The organism is Nocardia spongicola (genome assembly GCF_047200775.1).
Taxonomy (GTDB): Bacteria; Actinomycetota; Actinomycetes; order Mycobacteriales; family Mycobacteriaceae; genus Nocardia.
Window position 1 is genome coordinate 44,321 of sequence record NZ_JBJZOO010000022.1, and the last position, 18,249, is coordinate 62,569.

Below are 18,249 nucleotides of genomic sequence, written 5' to 3' on the forward strand. Positions count from 1 at the left end.
GGCTGTTCGGGTCAGCCGAGTGTACATATCCGACCCCGGACTAGAACAATGGGTAACATCAACTGCACTTCATTCCCCTGTGCATATCCAGCGAGCTGGTCAGGTCGATCACGGCACACCGATCCACAGAATTATTGCACCGTGCAGTGGTAGTAATCGCGAATATCAATCCGTAGTCGCATAGGGCATATCGCAGGACGATATATGTCATATCGCATGTGTCATATCGCGCGATGCGCAGGACCGGAAAACACCGCGCCGCCACCCACAGGGGCGACGGCGCGGTGAGATCGTTTACCGACGGCTACTTACCACCCTGCCCGGCGACAGCGGCGGCACCCGCGGCGGCCGCTTCCGGGTCGAGGTATTCACGCGGCCGCACCGGACGGAGATTCTCGTCGAGCTCGTAACGCAGCGGGATACCGGTGGGGATGTTCAGGCCGGCGATATCTTCATCGGAGATCTGGTCGAGATGCTTGACCAGCGCGCGCAGCGAATTGCCGTGCGCGGCGACCAGCACCGTCCGCCCGGACAGCAGATCCTTGGAGATGGTCGATTCCCAGTACGGGACCATCCGGTTCACCACATCGAGCAGGCACTCGGTCTCCGGGACCTCGATACCCGCGTAGCGCGGGTCGCCTTCCTGGCTGTACTCGTTGGTCGGGTCGATCGACGGCGGCGGGGTGTCATAGCTGCGGCGCCACAGCATGAACTGATCTTCGCCGTACTTGTCCCGGATCTGCGCCTTGTTCTTGCCCTGCAATTCGCCGTAGTGCCGCTCATTGAGCCGCCAGTCACGGACCACGGGAATCCAGTGCCGGTCCGCCGCATCCAATGCGATGTTCGCCGTGGAGATCGCGCGACGCAGCAGCGAGGTGTACACGATATCCGGCAGAATGCCGTGCTCGGCCAGCAACTCCCCAGCGCGCTTGCCCTCGGCGATGCCCTTATCGGTCAGGTGCACGTCCACCCAGCCGGTGAACAGGTTCAGAGCGTTCCATTCGCTTTCGCCGTGGCGCAGCAGCACGAGGGTGTACGTCATACTCGCCATCCTTCCATGCGGCCTCGACCGGAGCTCAGCGGTTCCCGCTACCGGACCTGCTCGCTCCCCGCAGCGCTACACCGAGCGCACCGTTTCGTCCGTGGCGAGCACGCCGGCACCGACCAGGGTGGCACCGTGCGTGATCCCGGACTGCTCAACGCCAAGCTGCCGCAGAAATCCGAGCCGAGCATGCTCGCGCACCGCGGCAAGCAACGGATCCCACAGCGGCGCACCGGATTGCGCGAAGCCACCGCCGATCACCACCCTGTCGATGTCGAGCAAGGCCGCGGCGGAAGCGATTGCCGTGCCGAGCGCGGTGCCCGCCCGATGCAGGGCGGCGACGGCGATCTCCTCCCCCCGCTCGGCGGCCTCGGCCAATTGCGCACCGGTGGTACCGGACCAGCCCTGCGCACGCGCCCACCGCACCGACGCCATACCGCCTGCGACCGCCTCGACGCACCCGGTACCACCGCACGCACAGGGAGTATCCCAGCCCGGCACGACAATATGCCCGATATGCCCGGCATTCCCGGTGCGCCCCAACAGCACAACACCGCCTGCGATGAGCCCACCGCCGATACCCGATGACACGGTCATGGCGAGCGCGTCCGATACCCCGCGCAATGCTCCGACACGCTGTTCGGCCAATGCGAGACAGGCACCGTCGACAGCGAAACGAATCGCGGCGGAGGGAAATACTTCCCGCACGGCGGAGACAATCGGGAAACCCGATTTCCACTCGGGGATATTCAACGGTCCGGTGACCCCGGTACGTATATCCACCGGTCCGGCCGCACCGATACCGATCGCGGTGACCGGCTCTGCCCCGGCAACCTCCAGCAGCAGCTTCCGGCAGGCCTCCCACACCCCGGCCGAAGGCACCTCGACGCGGCGCACATCACCAACCACCGGACCGGGGTGCACCACACCAGCCGCGAACTTCGTCGCACCGATGTCCACAGCGAGCACCGTCACTGCCGTACTCCTCCACCACTCCGGGTCATCGGGGTCGGCATCACCGGCAGCGACAGCGATCCACACACCGGACCAGGACCGAGCGGGCGGGCCCCTCCGCCCGGTTCACGATCCGTCGGCGGAATCGACCAAATGCTCGAAGGCACGCAGATTCTGCAACGACTCGCCACGCGAGATCCGCCATTTCCATTCTCGCCGAATGGATTCGGCGAAACCCAATTCCAATAGCACGTTGAAATCGGCGTCGACGGCCTCGAGAATCTGACCGAATACCCGGTCCAGCTCATCCGCGGTGACCGCATGAGCGGCCATCCTGCCGACCAAGTAGATATCGCCGACCCGATCCAGAGTGTAGGCAACCGCGTAGAGCTTGCGATTACGGCGAAGCAGGTACTTGTAGACACCCTCGAAGTTCTCGTCCGGCTTACGACAGACGAACGATTCGACCCTGACCCCATGCTTACCCACCGTGAGCATCACCGTGGTCTGCAACTTCCGCTCACCGGGCAGAACGACGACAAAAGTCGTCTCACCGGGTTTGGTGTACTCGATCTCGCGTTCCCGCAGCGTCGCGTCAATGAGGTGCGCGGTTGCCTGCGCCTCGTTCACCGGCGTACTCCCATCCGGCGCCGCCACAGCGCCCGCGATCTGACCTGGCTGCTCTCGCCGAGGAGATCGGCAGCCCGTTCTTCAGCCAGATTAGTGCGTTCTCCGGAGACAGCGCCGTAAGCATCGGCGCGCACCGGGCTGCGCGCGAGACCGTATCCGCCGAGTCCCCTATGATCCTCGCGATAACCGGTCAGCGCCGCGCGGTAACTGGCAACCAACCCATCGGCGGTATGCGCCCAGGAGAAGTTCCCGGCATGCTCGACGGCATTTTCGCTCATCCGAGACAGCCGGTCGGAATCGGCGAGCAGATAACGCAGCGCGCTCGCCCAGTCCGTAATCCGATGTCCGGGTACGAGCAGACCAGAGACCTCGTGCCGCACGGCCGTGCCGAGCCCACCGACCTCGGCCGCGATCACCGGTGTGCCGCTGGCCTGCGCTTCGATCGCGACCAGCCCGAAGGACTCGCTATAGCTCGGTACCGCGACCAGATCGGCGGCACGATAGACCAAGGCCAGCCGCTGCGGTGGCTGCGGAGGGAGAAAGCTGACCCGCTCGGTGATGCCGAGCTCGGCGGCCAGCTCGATCAATGCGTCGGGGCGCTGTAGCCCGCTACCTGATGGACCTCCGACGATCAGCACGCGCAGTGTGCTCGCCGGATCCATACGCACGACCTCGGCGGCAGCGCGGATCAGCACATCGGGCGCCTTCAGCGGCTGGATACGGCCGACGAATGCGACGATCTGCTCACCGGCAGGCACACCGAGTGCCGCGCGCGCCGCGCTCTTGTCTCCGGGACAGTAGCGGGCCAGGTCCGCACCGGGTGGTACAACATCGATGCGCTCAGCGGCAGCGCCATAGAGCCCGACCAGCTGGCCCGCTTCCTCCGCGGTGTTGGCAACCAGCCGATCGGCCTCGGTGATCACTTGTTTCTCACCGATCTCCCTGGTCACCGGTTCAGGACTATCGCCATCGGCCAGGGCGGCGTTCTTCACCGCCGCCAGCGTATGGGCCGTATGCACAAGCGGAACCCGCCAGCGGTCCCTGGCCAGCCAGCCGACCTGGCCGGACAGCCAGTAATGCGAATGCACCAAATCGTAGTAACCGGGAGACTGCCTGGCTTCTTGTCGTAACACTTCCGCCGCGAACGGGCACAGCTGGGTCGGCAGGTCGTACTTGTCCAACCCTTCGAACGGACCGGCCACCACATTGCGCACCAGCACGCCGGGCGCCGCCTCCTGTACCGGGGGGATGTCCGAGGCGGTGGCCCGAGTGAAAATCTCCACCTCGATACCACGGCGAGCCAGCTCGATAGCCGTTTGCACGATGTAGACATTCATGCCACCCGCATCGCCGGTTCCCGGCTGGGCCAGTGGTGAGGTGTGCACCGATAACACGGCAATACGGTTCGGCCGCAGATCCAGGCGCTGACTCACGCACTCCATAGTGCATGGCGACTTACCGGACCCAGACACCCCGACCTGATCGAGTGAGGGCTATCACATTGCAGAAGTGCGGCAGATCACAGACGCTCGGCGAACGCACTCACCTCGGCGACGAACCGGGAACGATCCTCGATGAACAAACCGTGCTGAGCGCCTTCCCAGAACGAGGCGTGCGCGTTCGGGGCGATATCGGCGATGTAGCGGCCGTTCTCGACCGGGACGACCCGGTCGGCGGTGCCGTGCAAGACCAGCACCGGGATATCCAGTGCGCGCAGCATGTCGGTGTTGTCGACGCTCCGGTAGAACAGCGCCTTGCGCACCGAGGGCGCAGTGGCGAGGCTCACCCCGAACAGGCGCTGCGCATCCGGCCCTTTATCCGGACCCGGTCCGGTGTTGGCGTTGCCGAATACGCTGAAGGCGCGTACCGCGTGGCCCGCGCTCTCGGCGAAGACACCAGGAATCGCCGCCTGCATCAAGCTTCCGGTCGCCGCGCCAGGCATATGGGGGCCGATATTCGCCATCGAGCCGGTATAGACCACGCCTGCGACCGCACCGGTGCCGCACGCAGTCAGATAGTCCGACAATACGATCCCGCCATAAGACCAGCCGAGTAACAGCGCGCCCGATGTGATGCCCTCCGCGGTCAGCACCGCCTCGACGTCGGCGGCCCAGTTCTTCGGATCGTCGTACCCCGCGGCAGGCGCGTCCGAGTAACCGTGGCCGCGCAGGTCGATCGCGATCACCCGGAAGCGCGTGGCGAAGTCATCGGCGGCGGCTCCCCAGCAGCGCAGATTCGCCGACCAGCCGTGCAGCAGTACCAGCGGCCTCGCGTCGGCCTTGCCGCTCACCTGATAAACGATGGTCGTACCGTCCGCGCTGACCACATCCCGAATAGCCATGCCGATCAGGCTAACCGGACGTAGCGTGATAGCTCTCGGATGCGACAGAAACCGCACACCTACGATCGAGGCCATGAGCACTCGTATCGCCGTCGTCACCGGAGCCAGCTCGGGTATCGGGGAAGCCACCGCCAGGGAACTGGCCGCACAGGGCTACCACGTGTATGTCGGTGCGCGCAGGCTCGACCGCCTTCGTCGTCTTGCCGACGAAATCGGCGGCACCGCACTGGAACTCGATGTCACCTCGGATGAGTCGGTGCGCTCGTTCACCGAGGCGATCGAACGCGCCGACGTACTGGTCAACAACGCGGGCGGCGCCAAGGGCCTGGCTCCGGTCACCGAGGCAGACCTGGACGACTGGCGCTGGATGTGGGAAACCAATGTGCTCGGCACCCTGCGCGTCACCAAAGCCCTGCTGCCCGCGTTGATCGCCTCCGGAGACGGATTGATCGTCACCATCACGTCGGTCGCCGCGTTCAGTGCCTATGACAACGGCTCCGGCTACACCTCGGCCAAACACGCACAAGCGGTGTTGCACCGCACGCTGCGCGGCGAGCTGCTGGGAAAGCCGGTGCGATTGACCGAAATCGCACCGGGGGCAGTGGAAACCGAGTTCTCCCTGGTTCGCTTCGGCGGCGATGCCGAACGGGCGGCGAAGGTGTACGAGGGCATCGACCCGCTGGTCGCCGAGGACATCGCGGAAGTAGTCGGCTTCGTGGCGTCCCGGCCCGCGCATGTCAACCTGGACCAGATCATCATCCAACCGCGCGATCAGGCGGCTGCGTCCCGATTCGCCCGGCGCGGCTAGCCACTCTCGACCGGTCCGAGCACCACCTGTTCAACCGCGACCTGTTCAGTTGCCGCCCGGTGGCACCGGCATAGTCGACGCCACAGGTGTGCTCGGCAACGCCGACATACTCTGCCAGGTCGGCCAATCGATGGCCCAGTCGTAGAGGTCGCCGTCCGCGGCTGAAAGCGGAATCGAAGTACCGGTCACTTCGACCGGATCGCCGTAAAGCGCAGTGGGGAAATACGCCTTGGCATCGGCAGGCGACAGATTGATACAGCCATTGGTGACATTCGCCGAGCCCTGCGCCGCCAACGACGCCGGATTGGCGTGGATGAATTCGCCGTTATCGGAGATGCGCACCGCCCACCGTTCCCTGACATCGGTGTAGTACGGCGGATTCGACATCATGAAGTCTTCGTATTTCTCGGTGACCACATGAATGCCGGACCGGGTGACATTGCGCGGCTCGTTCCCCTCCCCGTAGCTGGCCGCGAAATCGAAGACGGTCTGTCCGTCCCGGACCACCTGAATACGGTGGCTCGGGGCATTCGCCTCGACGATCTGGCTGCGACCGATACGGAAGTCCGAGGTCAGATCGGAGTAGCCCCATGCGCCGTCACCGAGATCGAGGCCGTACAGCCGCGCCGAGACATGCACCCCAGTGCCCGGCATCCAGTAATTCTTCGGCCGCCAGTGCACCCGTGAGCCGCCGTCGTCCGGGAACCAGGCCCACGCACCCTCGGTCGGCGGATCAGTGGTGACGGTCAGCGCCTGCTCGACCGCCGCCTTGTTCGTTACGGTGGATTTGAACTGCAGGATGATCGGTGCCGCGATACCGACTTCCTGACCGTCGCCGATATTGATCGTCGCGGGGACGGTGCTTTCCGGTGCCAGGGTGTGGAAGGAACCCTCGATCGGGATCGGCTTGCTGTCGGTTCCCACCGCGGTCCCCGACCAGGTGTAGGTGGCGTCGTATCCGAGCGGTTCTGTGATGGTATAGCTGCGCTTATCCGGCGCGAGTTCACCGCGGACCTGCTTACCCGCGGCGTTGGTCAGCGCGATCTGATCGATCGTGCCGTGACTGATCGTCACCGAAATCGGCGCGGTCGGGTTGACATCGGTGGCGTTATCGCCTGGATGGAACTCGGCCACGGCGATCGGACCGGTTTCCCGCGGCGACCGGTCCTGACCGCGATCAGCCGTACAGCCCGCGGTCAGGACGATGACCGCAGCCAGTAGCACAGCCGATAGCACCGCAACCGGTCGGCCGATCATCAGACGGTTGCTCATCTGGTCGAATCTACGCGGAATATGCCGCCTGGTCTGTTGCCGCAGCTGATAGCGCCGATGCCGGTGCTTCAGAGCGTGACGCCGACAATCACCGGTTCCGGCTCCAATCGGATGCCGAAACGTTCGGCGACCCCGTCCCGCACTGTCCTGGCCAGTGCCACCAGATCGGCCGCACTGGCACCGCCACGATTGGTCAATGCCAATGCGTGCTTTGTCGACAGCCGGGCCTGCGCCTCGTCCCCGGGGAAACCCTTACCGAAACCCGCGCGTTCGATCAGCCAGCCCGCGGAGAACTTGATCCCGTCCGCAACCGGGTAGGCAGGCACCGAAACCTCACCGATATGGGCGGCGATCGCTGCCAAAGCCCGCTCCGCCTGGTCCGGGGTGAGCACCGGGTTGGTGAAGAACGAACCCGCGCTCCAGGTGTCGTGATCGGCCGGGTCGAGCACCATGCCCTTACCCGCCCGCAATCGCAACACCTCCGCCCTGACCTGTGCGGCCGGGCGGGTTTCACCGACCTCCGCACCCAGCGCGGTAGCGAGTTCACCGAAGCGCAGCGGCACGCTGGAACCGTCGGTGCGCAGTGCGAATTCGACCGCGAGCACCACCGCACCGGCATGCTGCTTCAGCACACTGGTGCGGTAACCGAACCCGAGTTCCGCCGGCTTCACCCAGCGGATCTCACCACTGGCCCGGTCCAGCAGCCGCACCCCGCGCAGCAGGTTCGCCACTTCGGCGCCATAGGCGCCGACATTCTGCACCGGTGTCGCTCCCGCCGAACCAGGGATGCCCGATAGACACTCCAGCCCGCCGAACCCGGCATCGACCGTCGCGCGGACCACCTCGTCCCAGTTCGCGCCGGCCTCGGCGACCACGCCATCCGCGCCGATTTCGATACCGGTAGTGGCGATCCGGACCACCACACCGTCGAAGCCGTCATCACCGATGAGCAGATTGGAACCGCCTGCGAGCAGCAGCAGCGGCACACCCGCCGCGTCCAGCGCACGCACCGTCGCGACCAGCGCTTCGGTCGTCGTGCACTCAGCCAGCACAGCGGGCCCACCCACCCGCAGTGTGGTCAGCTCCGCCAGCCGCGCATCGGCACCCAGCCGCGCGCCGGTACCTGCGAGGAGATCCGACAGCACTACTTGTGAACTTCGCACGACCAGACGGTAGCGTGTCGGCTCATGGCTACACCGCTGGCGTACACGGCCCGCTATTCCCACTCCCCCGCCGCTGTGCGCGCGGCCCTCGCCGACGACCAGTACTGGAAGGATCGCCTCGCGCAGGTCGGCGGCCTCGACGCCCGCCTGGAATCACTCACCATCAGCGGTGAGCAGGTGCGCGCCGAGATGGTGCAGTCCATCGCCGCCGAACTGTTGCCTGCCGCGATCACCGCGGTGCGCCCCGGCGACCTGATCATTCCGCGCGTCGAACAGTGGACCGGTGATACGGGCACCTTCGAAGCACGCGTCGATGGCGCGCCCGCCGAGGTACGTGGCACCCTCACGCTGACAGGCGGCGACAGTGCCACCGTCACCGCCGAAGGCACCATCGAGGTGAAGATCCCGCTGTTCGGCGGCAAGATCGAGAAAGCGATCGCCGAGCACCTCACCGCGCTGCTGAAGAACGAGGCGGAATTCACCGCGGGCTGGCTCGCGGCGCGCTGATCCGAACCCGGCGTATGCGCCCCGACAGCCATACGCCGGGTTCCCGCCGCCGCATACCGCCACCCGTCGGAGTACCCGCTCCGGACCCAGTAACGTGTTGGCCCATGGCACGCCGACTGGACTACTCCGCTCGCTACCCGCTGCACACCACGAAAGAGCTGTACGGGGCGCTGTCGAGTCGTGACTACTGGGAAGCACGGATGACGGAAATGCGGAAGCACACACCACGCAACGAGGTGAACCGGCTGGAGGCAGGCGATAGCGGCATCGAAATCGAACTGCTGCATATTCTCCCCCGTGACATGCTTCCCGAGATCGCGCAGACGATCATCCGCAAGGATATGGTGATCACGCGCAAGGAGCGCTACAGCGCCTATGGGTTGGACGAGACCACCGGCAAGTACTCGGCGTCCATTCCGGCCGGTCCGGGCAGCCTCGGCGGCACCATGCGCCTTTTCCCCACCGAAACCGGTTGCACCATGCGCTTCTCCTCGGAAGCCAAGGTATTCATCCCCATGGTCGGACCGCGCTTGGAACAGCTGATGCTGATCAACGTGATCGACCTGTTCCGGGCAGAGGCCGAGTTCACGGCACAGTGGCTGGAAGAAAACCACCCCACCCGCTGACCAAGCCGGTCGGCACCATCACCCGCGGCACCACTGCCGTCAATCGCCTCCGTCGCAGTGACCGCTGGCTGATCAACGACGAGTTCGTTGCCGCACGCCTGCGCGATGCGACCGAGCCGCTGGTAGTAGACCTCGGGTACGGCGCGAGCCCATGGACCACCTTCGAACTGGCCACTCGGCTGCGTGCAATCCGCGCCGACATACAAGTGGTCGGACTGGAGATCGACCCGCAGCGCGTGGTGCCAGGCCGGGACGGTGTCACCTTCGCTCGCGGCGGATTCGAGCTGGCCGGGCTGCGGCCGGTCCTGGTGCGCGCATTCAATGTCTTGCGGCAGTATCCGGAATCAGCGGTCCCCGAGGCATGGTCGACCATCCGGTCCGGGCTGGCACCCGACGGGTTGCTGGTCGACGGTACCTGCGACGAACTGGGCAGGCGATGCGCATGGGTGCTGCTCGACAAAGACGGCCCGCGTTCACTCACCCTCGCCTGGGATCCGTTCACCGTCGAGCGGCCATCCGATCTGGCCGAACGGCTGCCCAAAGCATTGATTCACCGCAATATCCCCGGTGAGCCGATTCACACCCTGCTCGCCGCCGCGGACCTCGCCTGGGCCAGGGCCGCGCCGCTGGCGCCCTTCGGTCCCCGAATCCGTTGGCGGGCGGCCGCGCGGTTGCTACGCGAGGACGGTTTCCCGATCCGTCATTACCGCCGCAGGCTACGCGACAATGTGTTGTCCGTGCCATGGTCGGCCGTGGTCCCCTCCGTGATGGTTCACCCCGGCCACCGCACCGATTCCTGACCGCTCCGGTTATGCCGCGGTGAGCGCCGAATACATTCTTTTCGCAGCGCGCGGCGACAATCGCGTCCCGGCAGCGGCGATCTCCGTGCCCGCGCAGCGATGGATGGCGACCGCGTCGGCTACCACCTCGTTCAAGGCTGCTTGTCCGATATCGGATTCGGCCAGGTCGAGTACGGTGCGTACCGGTGTCGTCACCAGGAACGAGCCGGCCGATTCCACATCGGCACCGCTCGGCACGCGGCGCAGCACCACCAACCGGGATGTCGCAGGCATACGATCGGCGGCCACCGACAGATGCAGGAACCGTGGGCGCAGTCTGCCGAGTCCATGCAATTCCGCCGCGCTCTGATGCGAGAACACCGCGGCACCGTTGAACCATGCCGCCCACATCGCGTATTCGTCGAACGGTCCCTCCGGCCACCCGGATAATCGGAGCACGCCCACCCCGACCCTGATCACCGAACCATCGCTGAGACCGGCCCGCACGTATGCCGTGCACCCGGTGCGGGATACCTGCTCGATAGTGAAGAAACCGGCGTGCCGACCGGCCCACCTCCGCAGCACCCGCCACCCTTGTTCCGCGGATCCGGTTACGCGACTCGCCGTATCACCGGCCATGCGCACCAGACTACGCTCGGCTCCTGTGTTACATATCACGTTCGAACCCCTCAATGCCTCCACAGAGACAACACAGAAAGGTCGGGAAGAATCGGCCCTATGGGTACAACAGTTCCGTCCACCTCGACGATCAGCCGGCGCACGCTGCTGATCGCACTAGCGGTAGTAGTAACCCTGCTCGCCACCCTCCTTGTCGGCGGAGAGCTGTACGCCAGGCACTCGGTGGCGAGCTGTATCAGTTCCCAATTCGAAAAGGAGATGGGATCGAAGATCACCGTACGCTTCGGTCCCAAGCCACTGCTGATCACTTTGATCGATGGCAAGGTTTCCTCGGTACGGGTGAACAGTGATGACACCAAGTTCGGTCCGGCCATCGGGATGGAGGTCCACGCTGTACTGCACGATGTCGAGGTCGACGAGCAGAACGGCGGCTCGGTCGGCAGCTCCTCCGCCGATGTCGACTGGAGCAATGAGGGCATCAAGGAGACACTCGGCGGATTGGTCAGCGATGTGAGCTCTTCCGCTGCCTCCGGCACGCTCACCCTGTCGGTACTCGGTGGTATCGGTCAACTCCAGCTGAAGCCCCGGATTCAGGATGGCGCGGTGCGGATGGAGACGACATCGGCGCGACTGCTCGGCATCGGCCTGCCCTCCGATCTGGCGCAGAGCATTCTGGACACCTTCACGCAGAGCTTGGAGAACTACCCGCTCGATATGAAGGCAACCGACGTACGGGTCACCGATTCCGGTATCGAGGTCAAGCTCGCAGGCGGTCGCACCCAACTGGAGCCCGCCCAGGGAGATACGGCAGTGCTTTGCTGAAAGCTGTTCTTCCGCATCACATCCTGATCGAATTTCCGCGCCCCACCTGCCGGTCCGTAAGCCCGCAGCATGGTCGCGGCCGGTGGTCAGTCCGGAAAACCGTCCAGCACGGCACGAGGCCTCGACAATCCGAGCCTGGTCGCGCCCGCCGCGATCAACTCGGCGGCCGCTTCCGCGGTCCGGATACCACCGCTGGCCTTGACGCCGAGCCTGCCGCCGACCGTATCCGCCATCAGTCGCACCGCATGGGCGCTGGCGCCGCCCGCAGGGTGAAATCCCGTAGAGGTCTTCACGAAATCGGCTCCAGCGCGCTCGGCGATCCGGCACACCTCCACGATCGCCTCGTCCGGCAACGCGGCGGATTCGATGATCACCTTGAGCAATGCCCGGTCGCCCACCGCCTCACGCACCGTGACGATATCCGCGAGTACTGCGGTGTAGTCACCGGAACGGGCCGCGCCGACATCGATAACCATGTCGATCTCAGCTGCCCCCTGCTCTACCGCCAGCCGCGCCTCGGCCCCCTTCACCAGCGAATGATGCTTCCCCGAAGGGAATCCGGCTACCGTGGCGACCACGAGCCCCGGCGCGGTAACCGGCAGCATCGACGGCGACACACAGATTGCGAGAACACCAAGTGCCCGTGCGTCTTCCACCAGTGCCGCGACCTCGGCTTGGGTGGCTTCCTGAGCCAACAGCGTGTGGTCGATCATGGCGGCTACTTCGGTCCTGGTCTGTGACGCGCACTGTGCCATGGGCTGAGAGTCTTGCATACGAAGGATGTATTCCATTGCGCACCTCCTGGGCTTACCGCACACTCGTAGCTGATGGCGCATCGGAGACCGGGCCACCGCGGCCGAATGACTACCGTGGGCGGATGAGCCCTACTTCGTTCGGGAGGAGACGACCGTGCTGATCCGTCGCGAACGCGCCGAGGACGCCGCCGCTATCGCCGCGGTGCACCGCAGCGCATTCGCACCGCACTACACCCGTACCACCGATAGCGGCGCGACCGCCGGCGGCCGGGGCGAAACCGATCCTCCCGAGGTAGACCTCGTCGCCCACCTACGCAGCGATGCGGGCTGGATCCCCACGCTCTCCCTGGTCGCCATCGAACACGATAGAGTCGTCGGCCACCTGTGCCTGACCAGAGCCACGGTAGGCCCGTTTCCGGCACTGGCACTCGGCCCGGTCGGGGTACTCACCGACCATCAGGGCATCGGGATCGGCACGGCTCTCATCCACGCGGGCCTCGGCGCCGCCGACGCGCTCGACGAACCGTTGGTCGGTCTGCTCGGCAGCCTGGAGTTCTATCCACGCTTCGGCTTCGTCCCAGCGGCCCGGCTCAGCATCACCCCCGACGAGCCCGAATGGGCCGGCCACTTCCAAGTACGGCCGCTGTCTGCCTACGACTCACAAATCACCGGCGAATTCCACTATCCCGAGCCGTTCTACCCCCACTGACCCCGGCGACACCTCCCCCACCCACAAGCATCCCGCCCCCGCACCGCGCGAGCCCGGACACCCACAAGCATCCCCAACCCCGCACCGCGCGAGCCCGACGAGCGCCGTTCGCGGCCCGTCTCGCGTCCGGCCGCCCGCAGCGCATGCGACGAAGTCGCGAGTCGCGGGCGGCCGGACGCGAGACTCCGAGGGGCCGCGAACCCGCCGCGCGAATGCGCGGCAAATCGAACACAGCCCACCTGGAAGGATGGAGCCATGAGTTCCGCTCTATCCGATCAGGGCAATCGCCGCTACGTATTGACCATGGGCTGTCCTGACCGCCCTGGCATCATCGCCGAGATCACCTCATTCATCGCCGAGTTCGGCGGCTCGATCGTGGAGGCCGGCTACCACTCCGATCCCGATACCGGCTGGTTCTTCACCCGCCAGGCGATCGAAGCCACCACAGTTCCGTTCGGAATCACCGAATTGCGTGACCGTTTCGCCGGGATGGCCACCGACCTGTGGCCTACGGCCACCTGGCAGCTGCTTGACTCCGGAGAGCGCCGCCGTACCGTCCTGCTGGTCAGTAAGGATGGCCATTGTCTGCACGACCTGCTCGGCCGCGCGGCCAGTGGCGAGCTCCCCGCCACTATCGAGGCAGTGATCAGCAATCACCAGGATCTTGCCGCGATGACCGCGGCACACGATGTGAAGTTCCATCATGTGCCGTTTCCCAAAGATCCGTCCGAGCGTGGCCCTGCCTTCGCCGAGGTCCGTGCCCTGGTGGACTCGTACGCTCCGGACGCGGTGGTTCTCGCCAGGTTCATGCAAGTGCTACCCGCCGAATTGTGCGAGCACTGGACGGGCAAAGCGATCAACATCCACCACAGCTTCTTGCCGTCGTTCGTCGGCGCTCGCCCCTACCATCAAGCGTTCACACGTGGGGTGAAGTTGATCGGCGCCACCTGTCACTACGTGACCGCGGAACTGGACGCGGGCCCGATCATCGAACAGGACGTCATCCGCATCGACCATGGCGATCAGGTGCACGACATGATCCGGCAGGGACGCGATATCGAGCGAGTAGTGCTGGCCCGTGGCCTGCGTTGGCATTTGGAGGGACGGGTACTGGTGCACCGGCACCGGACAGTCGTCTTCGCCTGACCCAGCTTCTCCGGATCCGGCGGCGGGCTATCGCCTCACCACCGCGGACCGCGCTGCACTTCGTCCACCTTGGGCCGCACATCGGCCAGGTAGATACCGGTCGCGATGGCCGCGATAAAGGAAATCAGGCTCAGACCCGCCGAGAAGAGCAATAGCAAGAGCACGGCGGCCCCGAGAATCGCCAGCCAGATCGGCTTGGTCAGTTTGTCCACCGCAGTGAAAGCGTCCGGACGCTGACGCACGGCATGGATCAGCGCGAAAATCGTCGCACCGAGCAAAGCCAGCCACAGCACCCACAGGATCGCCCCGGTCAATCCGTGCACCATGTTCACCCCACCCATCATAGAAGCAATGCCTCCGTGCACCACCAAGGTGCACGGAGGCATCGGCTAGCAAACAGATGGCAGTGCGGCGTTCAGGCTTCCTTCGTGGGAGCCTTCTTCGCCGGAGCCTTCTTGGCAGCGGGGGCTGCCTTCTTGGCCGGAGCCTTCTTCGGCGCACCGTTCGTCGCGGGAGCCGGGGTCGACTCGGTGGTCACCTCGACGACCTCGGCCTCGACGACCGAGGTGTCCGCGGCCCCATCCCCTTCGACGCCCGCCGGACGACCGAGCAGCTCGTTGACTCGCCCGAGCACTCCCTCGGCCCGGCTCATGGCATCGTCGTAGAGGGTTTCGACCTGGCCGAGACGCTCATCGACGACCTGGTTGGTACGCAAACGCTCGATGGTCTCCTCACCACGGACGGCGAGATCGGTGTAGATATCGAGCGCTTGCTGGTAGTACTTCTCGGCCAGGGTGCGGAGCTCTTCAGGAGTGAACTTCTCCCGCAGCTCGGCAAGATCCTCCGGCAGCTCGGAAGGCAGCCCTGCCAACCGCTCGCGCAACGAGCCGAACTGGGCCTGCACATCCGCGGGCACATTGGCGAAACGCTCGCGCGCTTCCTCCACTCGCGCCTGTACCTCAGCAGTAGCCGTACGCTCACGTACCTGTGCGACGACATCGTTGACAGCGGCGTAGAGGGCATCGCCCGCGCCGACGGTGGCGAACAGTGGCTTGGTTACAGTTGCGGTCTTCTCTGTCATGATGTTTCGTTCTCCTGGCATGGCGGAGTATCGGTTGTCGTGCGTGGAACCTCGCTGTCCCATGTGTCCCCCCCGGCCTCGCTTCCTCCGTTTTCCCGGCGAAACGATTCATAGATATCCAGTAGCACCTGCTTCTGCCGCTCACTGATCGATGCATCGGCAAGCAAGGCGTCCCGGACCGGGCTGTGGGCCCGCTGTTCGAGGTAGCCTGCCCGTACATACAAGACCTCCGACGACACGCGTAACGCCTTGGCGATCTGCGTGAGCACTTCGGCGGACGGGTTACGCAATCCGCGCTCGATCTGACTGAGATACGGATTACTAACCCCCGCCAGCTGGGCGAGTTGGCGCAGCGAAACTTGCGCGGCTTCACGCTGCGCCCTGATGAAGCTTCCGATATCGTGCGCCGCGCTGACGACACGCCCCCCTCGCTCCCCGGCATCGGACGAATACTCGTCCGATGAGCCGGTGTACTCGGCGGAAACCTCGGGCTGGTCTGCCATCACTCACCTTCTGGCGGTTGTACGGGTTCGATTCTAGGATAGAGTGCTAGCAATTGCAAGCACTCTGCTAGCAGAGTCTCGGCAAACAATCCATATGCCATGGATCAGCCGCCGAACATCAGATGCGAAATCGTGTAGATCGCCAGTCCGGCAAACGATCCGACCACCGTTCCGTTGATCCGGATGAACTGTAGATCCCTACCGACCTGCAATTCGATCTTCTTACTGGCTTCCTCGGCATCCCACTTGGCAACTGTGTCGGTGACCAGGGTGCTGATTTCCTCAGCATAGTTCTCCACCAGATAGCGAGCACCACGATCGATCCAGCCATCCACCTGTGCGCGCATACCGGAATCGTCACGTAACCGCTCACCCAGCTGCTGGACATTCTCGGCGACCTTACGCCGCAGCGTGCTATTCGGATCCTCGGCGGACTCCAGGATCAACCGCTTAGCCGCACGCCAGGTGGCCTCGGCCAGCCCGGTGATTTCCGCACGGCCCATGATCTGCGCCTTGACCCGTTCCGCCTTCTTGATCATGGCCTCGTCATATTGCAGATCATCGGCGAATTCCTGCAGAAAGCGATTCGCCGCCGCACGCACCTCATGCTCGGGATCGGCACGAATTCTCCAGGTGAACTCGACCAGCTCCCGGTAGATCCGTTCGGAAAGCATGACGTTGACGAATTTCGGTGCCCACTGCGGTGCGTCTCGGAATACGATTCGATCGATCGTCTCCTGTGACCCGAGCGCCCACTGATGCGCCCGTTCGGCGAGCAGATCCAAAAGGGCCTTCTGCCGGTCGTCGGCAAGCAATTCCGCCAGCACCCGCCCGAGGGGCGGACCCCACAGTGGTTCGGCGATCCGCTTGACAATGGTGTTGTCGATCACCTGTTCGACATCTTCGTCCCGCAGTGCTCCGATAATGGCACGCAGGATCGTCGAACTCTCCTGCGCCACCCTGGCAGCATGTCCTGGATCGGCGATCCAGGACCCCACCCGCCATGAGATCTGCGCGGAAGACAACTTCGCCGAAACGACTTCCGGTGCGAGGAAATTAGTTCCGACGAAGGTGCCGAGGCTGGCACCGAGCTGATCTTTCTTCCGCCGGATGATCGCGGTGTGCGGGATAGGTAAGCCGAGCGGGTGCCGAAACAGCGCGGTCACCGCGAACCAGTCCGCCAAAGCGCCGACCATACCCGCCTCCGAGGCCGCCCGAAGATAGCCGACCCATTCGCCGCCCGCACCCCGCGATTCGGTCCAGCGACAGAACAGATAGATGGCGGTGGCCAGCGCGAGCAGACCGGTGGCGAGCGCCTTCATCCGCCAGAGATCACGGCGCTTGGCTGCCTCGTCGAGCACGGCGGCCAGCCCGAGAGGTGCGGCGGTGGACGCGGCAGAGGCATCCAGCACCACGGTATTGCTGGGGGCTTTCTCCATGCCTCCCATTCTGCTGTGCCCAGGCAACCGTGCGCGCAGGCAAGCGAACCCCGGCACGCCGAACGCATCCGAAACTGTGGTTCCTACCGCATCCGGCACCTAAACGGGCGTACTACAGGTGTCCGACACATAAGCTGGAGACAGAGCGGGACGTAAGAGCGAAGAAAGAGAACCACAGAGCAAGGGGGTACACGCTGTCCACCGAGAATCTTGTCGACACCGACGAGCAACCGCCCGCGATGCGCGGCGGCCGGATGGACGGCCGCAAACGCCGGTGGCGGCAGCACAAAATCGACCGCCGCGCAGAACTTGTCGACGGGACTCTCGCGGCAGTACGCGCCCGCGGCAGCACTGCGGGTATGGACGAGATCGCCGCGGAGATCGGTGTCTCCAAGACCGTGCTCTATCGGTACTTCTCCGATAAGAACGACCTCGTCCGGGCGACCATGCAACGGTTCATCGAGACCACATTGATGCCACGGGTGTACAACGCGATCAGCCTGGACGCCGATGAATATCAGCTGGTCCGCTCCGCGCTGACCGAGTATGTCGGCACCGTCGACGAAGATCCCGAGGTCTACCGCTTCATCATGGGCAACGGATCGGCCGACCAATCCTCGCTCGCGGAGTTCGAAAAAATCTTCGCCGAAGTGGTGTGCGCGATCATGACCGATCGAGCACGGGAACGCGGCGTTCGGACCGAAGGCGCGGCGCTGACATCGTACGTGCTCGTCGGTGGTATCCAGCTGGCGACGCATTGGTGGACCACCGACAAATCACTGCCCCGCGATACCGTGATCGACTACCTCACCATGTTGTCCTGGAGCGCCATCGAAGGTATGGCCCGCACAGGTGGTTCGCCCGAGGTATTCAATGCGCAGGCGCACGTGCTTCCTGCCGTCGAATCGCCAGTGGAACGCTGATCCGGCTGTTCACCGGGTTATCCGCCGAAGTTCGGTGAATCATTCGGCGCGGCCGAGTGCGTAGCCACCGAGCAGCGCCCGAAAACAGATGGGAGAAAGCCATGGCATAC

Annotated in this window: 21 protein-coding genes; 8 read left to right on the forward strand and 13 right to left on the reverse strand. The window is 64.8% G+C overall.

Annotated elements, in window-relative coordinates:
* Positions 1-304 precede the first annotated feature (304 nt).
* The 5 genes from ACL02S_RS22570 to ACL02S_RS22590 all read right to left on the reverse strand — a co-directional run bounded on the left by ACL02S_RS22570 (position 305) and on the right by ACL02S_RS22590 (position 4,967).
* Positions 305-1,042 carry a phosphoglyceromutase gene (locus tag ACL02S_RS22570; RefSeq protein WP_412804484.1) on the reverse strand — a complete coding sequence of 246 codons (738 nt, stop codon included), beginning with the start codon at positions 1,040-1,042 and terminating at the stop codon, positions 305-307.
* 75 nt (positions 1,043-1,117) lie between these two features.
* Entirely contained in the window at positions 1,118-2,017 is a 900-nt protein-coding gene (locus ACL02S_RS22575; protein ID WP_412804485.1) for an ROK family protein, read from the reverse strand.
* A 105-nt stretch (positions 2,018-2,122) separates the two neighbouring features.
* On the reverse strand, positions 2,123-2,626 hold the full coding sequence (locus tag ACL02S_RS22580) for a type III secretion system chaperone family protein (protein ID WP_412804486.1): 504 nt from the start codon (positions 2,624-2,626) through the stop codon (positions 2,123-2,125).
* Positions 2,623-4,068 carry a D-inositol-3-phosphate glycosyltransferase gene (mshA, locus tag ACL02S_RS22585; RefSeq protein WP_412804487.1) on the reverse strand — a complete coding sequence of 482 codons (1,446 nt, stop codon included), beginning with the start codon at positions 4,066-4,068 and terminating at the stop codon, positions 2,623-2,625. The genes ACL02S_RS22580 and mshA overlap by 4 nt, the downstream gene beginning before the upstream one ends.
* 77 nt (positions 4,069-4,145) lie before the next feature.
* Positions 4,146-4,967 carry an alpha/beta fold hydrolase gene (locus ACL02S_RS22590; protein WP_412804488.1) on the reverse strand — a complete coding sequence of 274 codons (822 nt, stop codon included), beginning with the start codon at positions 4,965-4,967 and terminating at the stop codon, positions 4,146-4,148.
* 73 nt (positions 4,968-5,040) lie between these two features.
* Here ACL02S_RS22590 and ACL02S_RS22595 point away from each other — a divergent pair, with 73 nt between their 5' ends.
* Positions 5,041-5,775 (forward strand): SDR family NAD(P)-dependent oxidoreductase, encoded by a 735-nt coding sequence (locus tag ACL02S_RS22595; RefSeq protein ID WP_412804489.1) that lies wholly within the window; start codon positions 5,041-5,043, stop codon positions 5,773-5,775.
* Positions 5,776-5,820: 45 nt separating this feature from the next.
* Here ACL02S_RS22595 and ACL02S_RS22600 read toward each other — a convergent pair whose 3' ends face one another.
* The gene (locus tag ACL02S_RS22600) at positions 5,821-7,047 is read right to left on the reverse strand and encodes a L,D-transpeptidase (protein ID WP_412804490.1); all 1,227 of its coding nucleotides are present in this window, start codon (positions 7,045-7,047) and stop codon (positions 5,821-5,823) included.
* Positions 7,048-7,115: 68 nt separating this feature from the next.
* Positions 7,116-8,156: a UDP-N-acetylmuramate dehydrogenase gene (locus ACL02S_RS22605; RefSeq protein WP_412804507.1), complete on the reverse strand. Its 1,041-nt coding sequence runs from the start codon at positions 8,154-8,156 to the stop codon at positions 7,116-7,118.
* Between the two features lie 78 nt (positions 8,157-8,234).
* Here ACL02S_RS22605 and ACL02S_RS22610 point away from each other — a divergent pair, with 78 nt between their 5' ends.
* The 3 genes from ACL02S_RS22610 to ACL02S_RS22620 all read left to right on the forward strand — a co-directional run bounded on the left by ACL02S_RS22610 (position 8,235) and on the right by ACL02S_RS22620 (position 10,143).
* Positions 8,235-8,717 carry a DUF2505 domain-containing protein gene (locus ACL02S_RS22610; protein WP_412804491.1) on the forward strand — a complete coding sequence of 161 codons (483 nt, stop codon included), beginning with the start codon at positions 8,235-8,237 and terminating at the stop codon, positions 8,715-8,717.
* Positions 8,718-8,821: 104 nt separating this feature from the next.
* A complete protein-coding gene (locus ACL02S_RS22615; RefSeq protein WP_412804492.1) occupies positions 8,822-9,343 on the forward strand; it encodes a DUF2505 domain-containing protein in 522 nt (173 codons plus the stop codon).
* Complete coding sequence (locus ACL02S_RS22620) at positions 9,313-10,143, forward strand: class I SAM-dependent methyltransferase (protein ID WP_412804493.1); 831 nt, start codon at positions 9,313-9,315, stop codon at positions 10,141-10,143. Before ACL02S_RS22615 ends, ACL02S_RS22620 begins: the two co-directional genes overlap by 31 nt.
* A gap of 9 nt (positions 10,144-10,152) precedes the next feature.
* On the opposite strand, the gene ACL02S_RS22625 is transcribed toward ACL02S_RS22620, so the two are convergent.
* Complete coding sequence (locus ACL02S_RS22625) at positions 10,153-10,761, reverse strand: type IV toxin-antitoxin system AbiEi family antitoxin (RefSeq protein WP_412804494.1); 609 nt, start codon at positions 10,759-10,761, stop codon at positions 10,153-10,155.
* Between the two features lie 99 nt (positions 10,762-10,860).
* On the opposite strand from ACL02S_RS22625, the gene ACL02S_RS22630 reads away from it, so the two are divergent.
* The gene (locus ACL02S_RS22630) at positions 10,861-11,583 is read left to right on the forward strand and encodes an LmeA family phospholipid-binding protein (protein WP_412804495.1); all 723 of its coding nucleotides are present in this window, start codon (positions 10,861-10,863) and stop codon (positions 11,581-11,583) included.
* Positions 11,584-11,669: 86 nt separating this feature from the next.
* On the opposite strand, the gene deoC is transcribed toward ACL02S_RS22630, so the two are convergent.
* Positions 11,670-12,338 carry a deoxyribose-phosphate aldolase gene (gene deoC / locus ACL02S_RS22635; RefSeq protein ID WP_412804496.1) on the reverse strand — a complete coding sequence of 223 codons (669 nt, stop codon included), beginning with the start codon at positions 12,336-12,338 and terminating at the stop codon, positions 11,670-11,672.
* A gap of 154 nt (positions 12,339-12,492) precedes the next feature.
* Between deoC and ACL02S_RS22640 the strand changes: the two genes are divergently transcribed.
* Both ACL02S_RS22640 and purU read left to right on the forward strand, forming a co-directional pair.
* Positions 12,493-13,047 (forward strand): GNAT family N-acetyltransferase, encoded by a 555-nt coding sequence (locus ACL02S_RS22640; protein WP_412804497.1) that lies wholly within the window; start codon positions 12,493-12,495, stop codon positions 13,045-13,047.
* Between the two features lie 255 nt (positions 13,048-13,302).
* Positions 13,303-14,193, forward strand: a complete 891-nt coding sequence (gene purU, locus ACL02S_RS22645; RefSeq protein WP_412804498.1) for a formyltetrahydrofolate deformylase — start codon at positions 13,303-13,305, stop codon at positions 14,191-14,193.
* A 35-nt stretch (positions 14,194-14,228) separates the two neighbouring features.
* On the opposite strand, the gene ACL02S_RS22650 is transcribed toward purU, so the two are convergent.
* The 4 genes from ACL02S_RS22650 to ACL02S_RS22665 form a co-directional block, all read right to left on the reverse strand.
* The gene (locus ACL02S_RS22650; RefSeq protein WP_412804508.1) at positions 14,229-14,534 is read right to left on the reverse strand and encodes a DUF2516 family protein; all 306 of its coding nucleotides are present in this window, start codon (positions 14,532-14,534) and stop codon (positions 14,229-14,231) included.
* A 74-nt stretch (positions 14,535-14,608) separates the two neighbouring features.
* On the reverse strand, positions 14,609-15,274 hold the full coding sequence (locus ACL02S_RS22655) for a heparin-binding hemagglutinin (RefSeq protein ID WP_412804499.1): 666 nt from the start codon (positions 15,272-15,274) through the stop codon (positions 14,609-14,611).
* The gene (locus ACL02S_RS22660) at positions 15,271-15,777 is read right to left on the reverse strand and encodes a helix-turn-helix domain-containing protein (protein WP_412804500.1); all 507 of its coding nucleotides are present in this window, start codon (positions 15,775-15,777) and stop codon (positions 15,271-15,273) included. Before ACL02S_RS22660 ends, ACL02S_RS22655 begins: the two co-directional genes overlap by 4 nt.
* A gap of 104 nt (positions 15,778-15,881) precedes the next feature.
* On the reverse strand, positions 15,882-17,216 hold the full coding sequence (locus ACL02S_RS22665) for a DUF445 domain-containing protein (protein WP_412804501.1): 1,335 nt from the start codon (positions 17,214-17,216) through the stop codon (positions 15,882-15,884).
* 239 nt (positions 17,217-17,455) lie between these two features.
* Between ACL02S_RS22665 and ACL02S_RS22670 the strand changes: the two genes are divergently transcribed.
* Positions 17,456-18,139, forward strand: coding sequence for a TetR/AcrR family transcriptional regulator (locus ACL02S_RS22670; protein WP_412804502.1), 684 nt, complete (start codon positions 17,456-17,458; stop codon positions 18,137-18,139).
* The last annotated feature ends 110 nt before the right edge of the window (positions 18,140-18,249 follow it).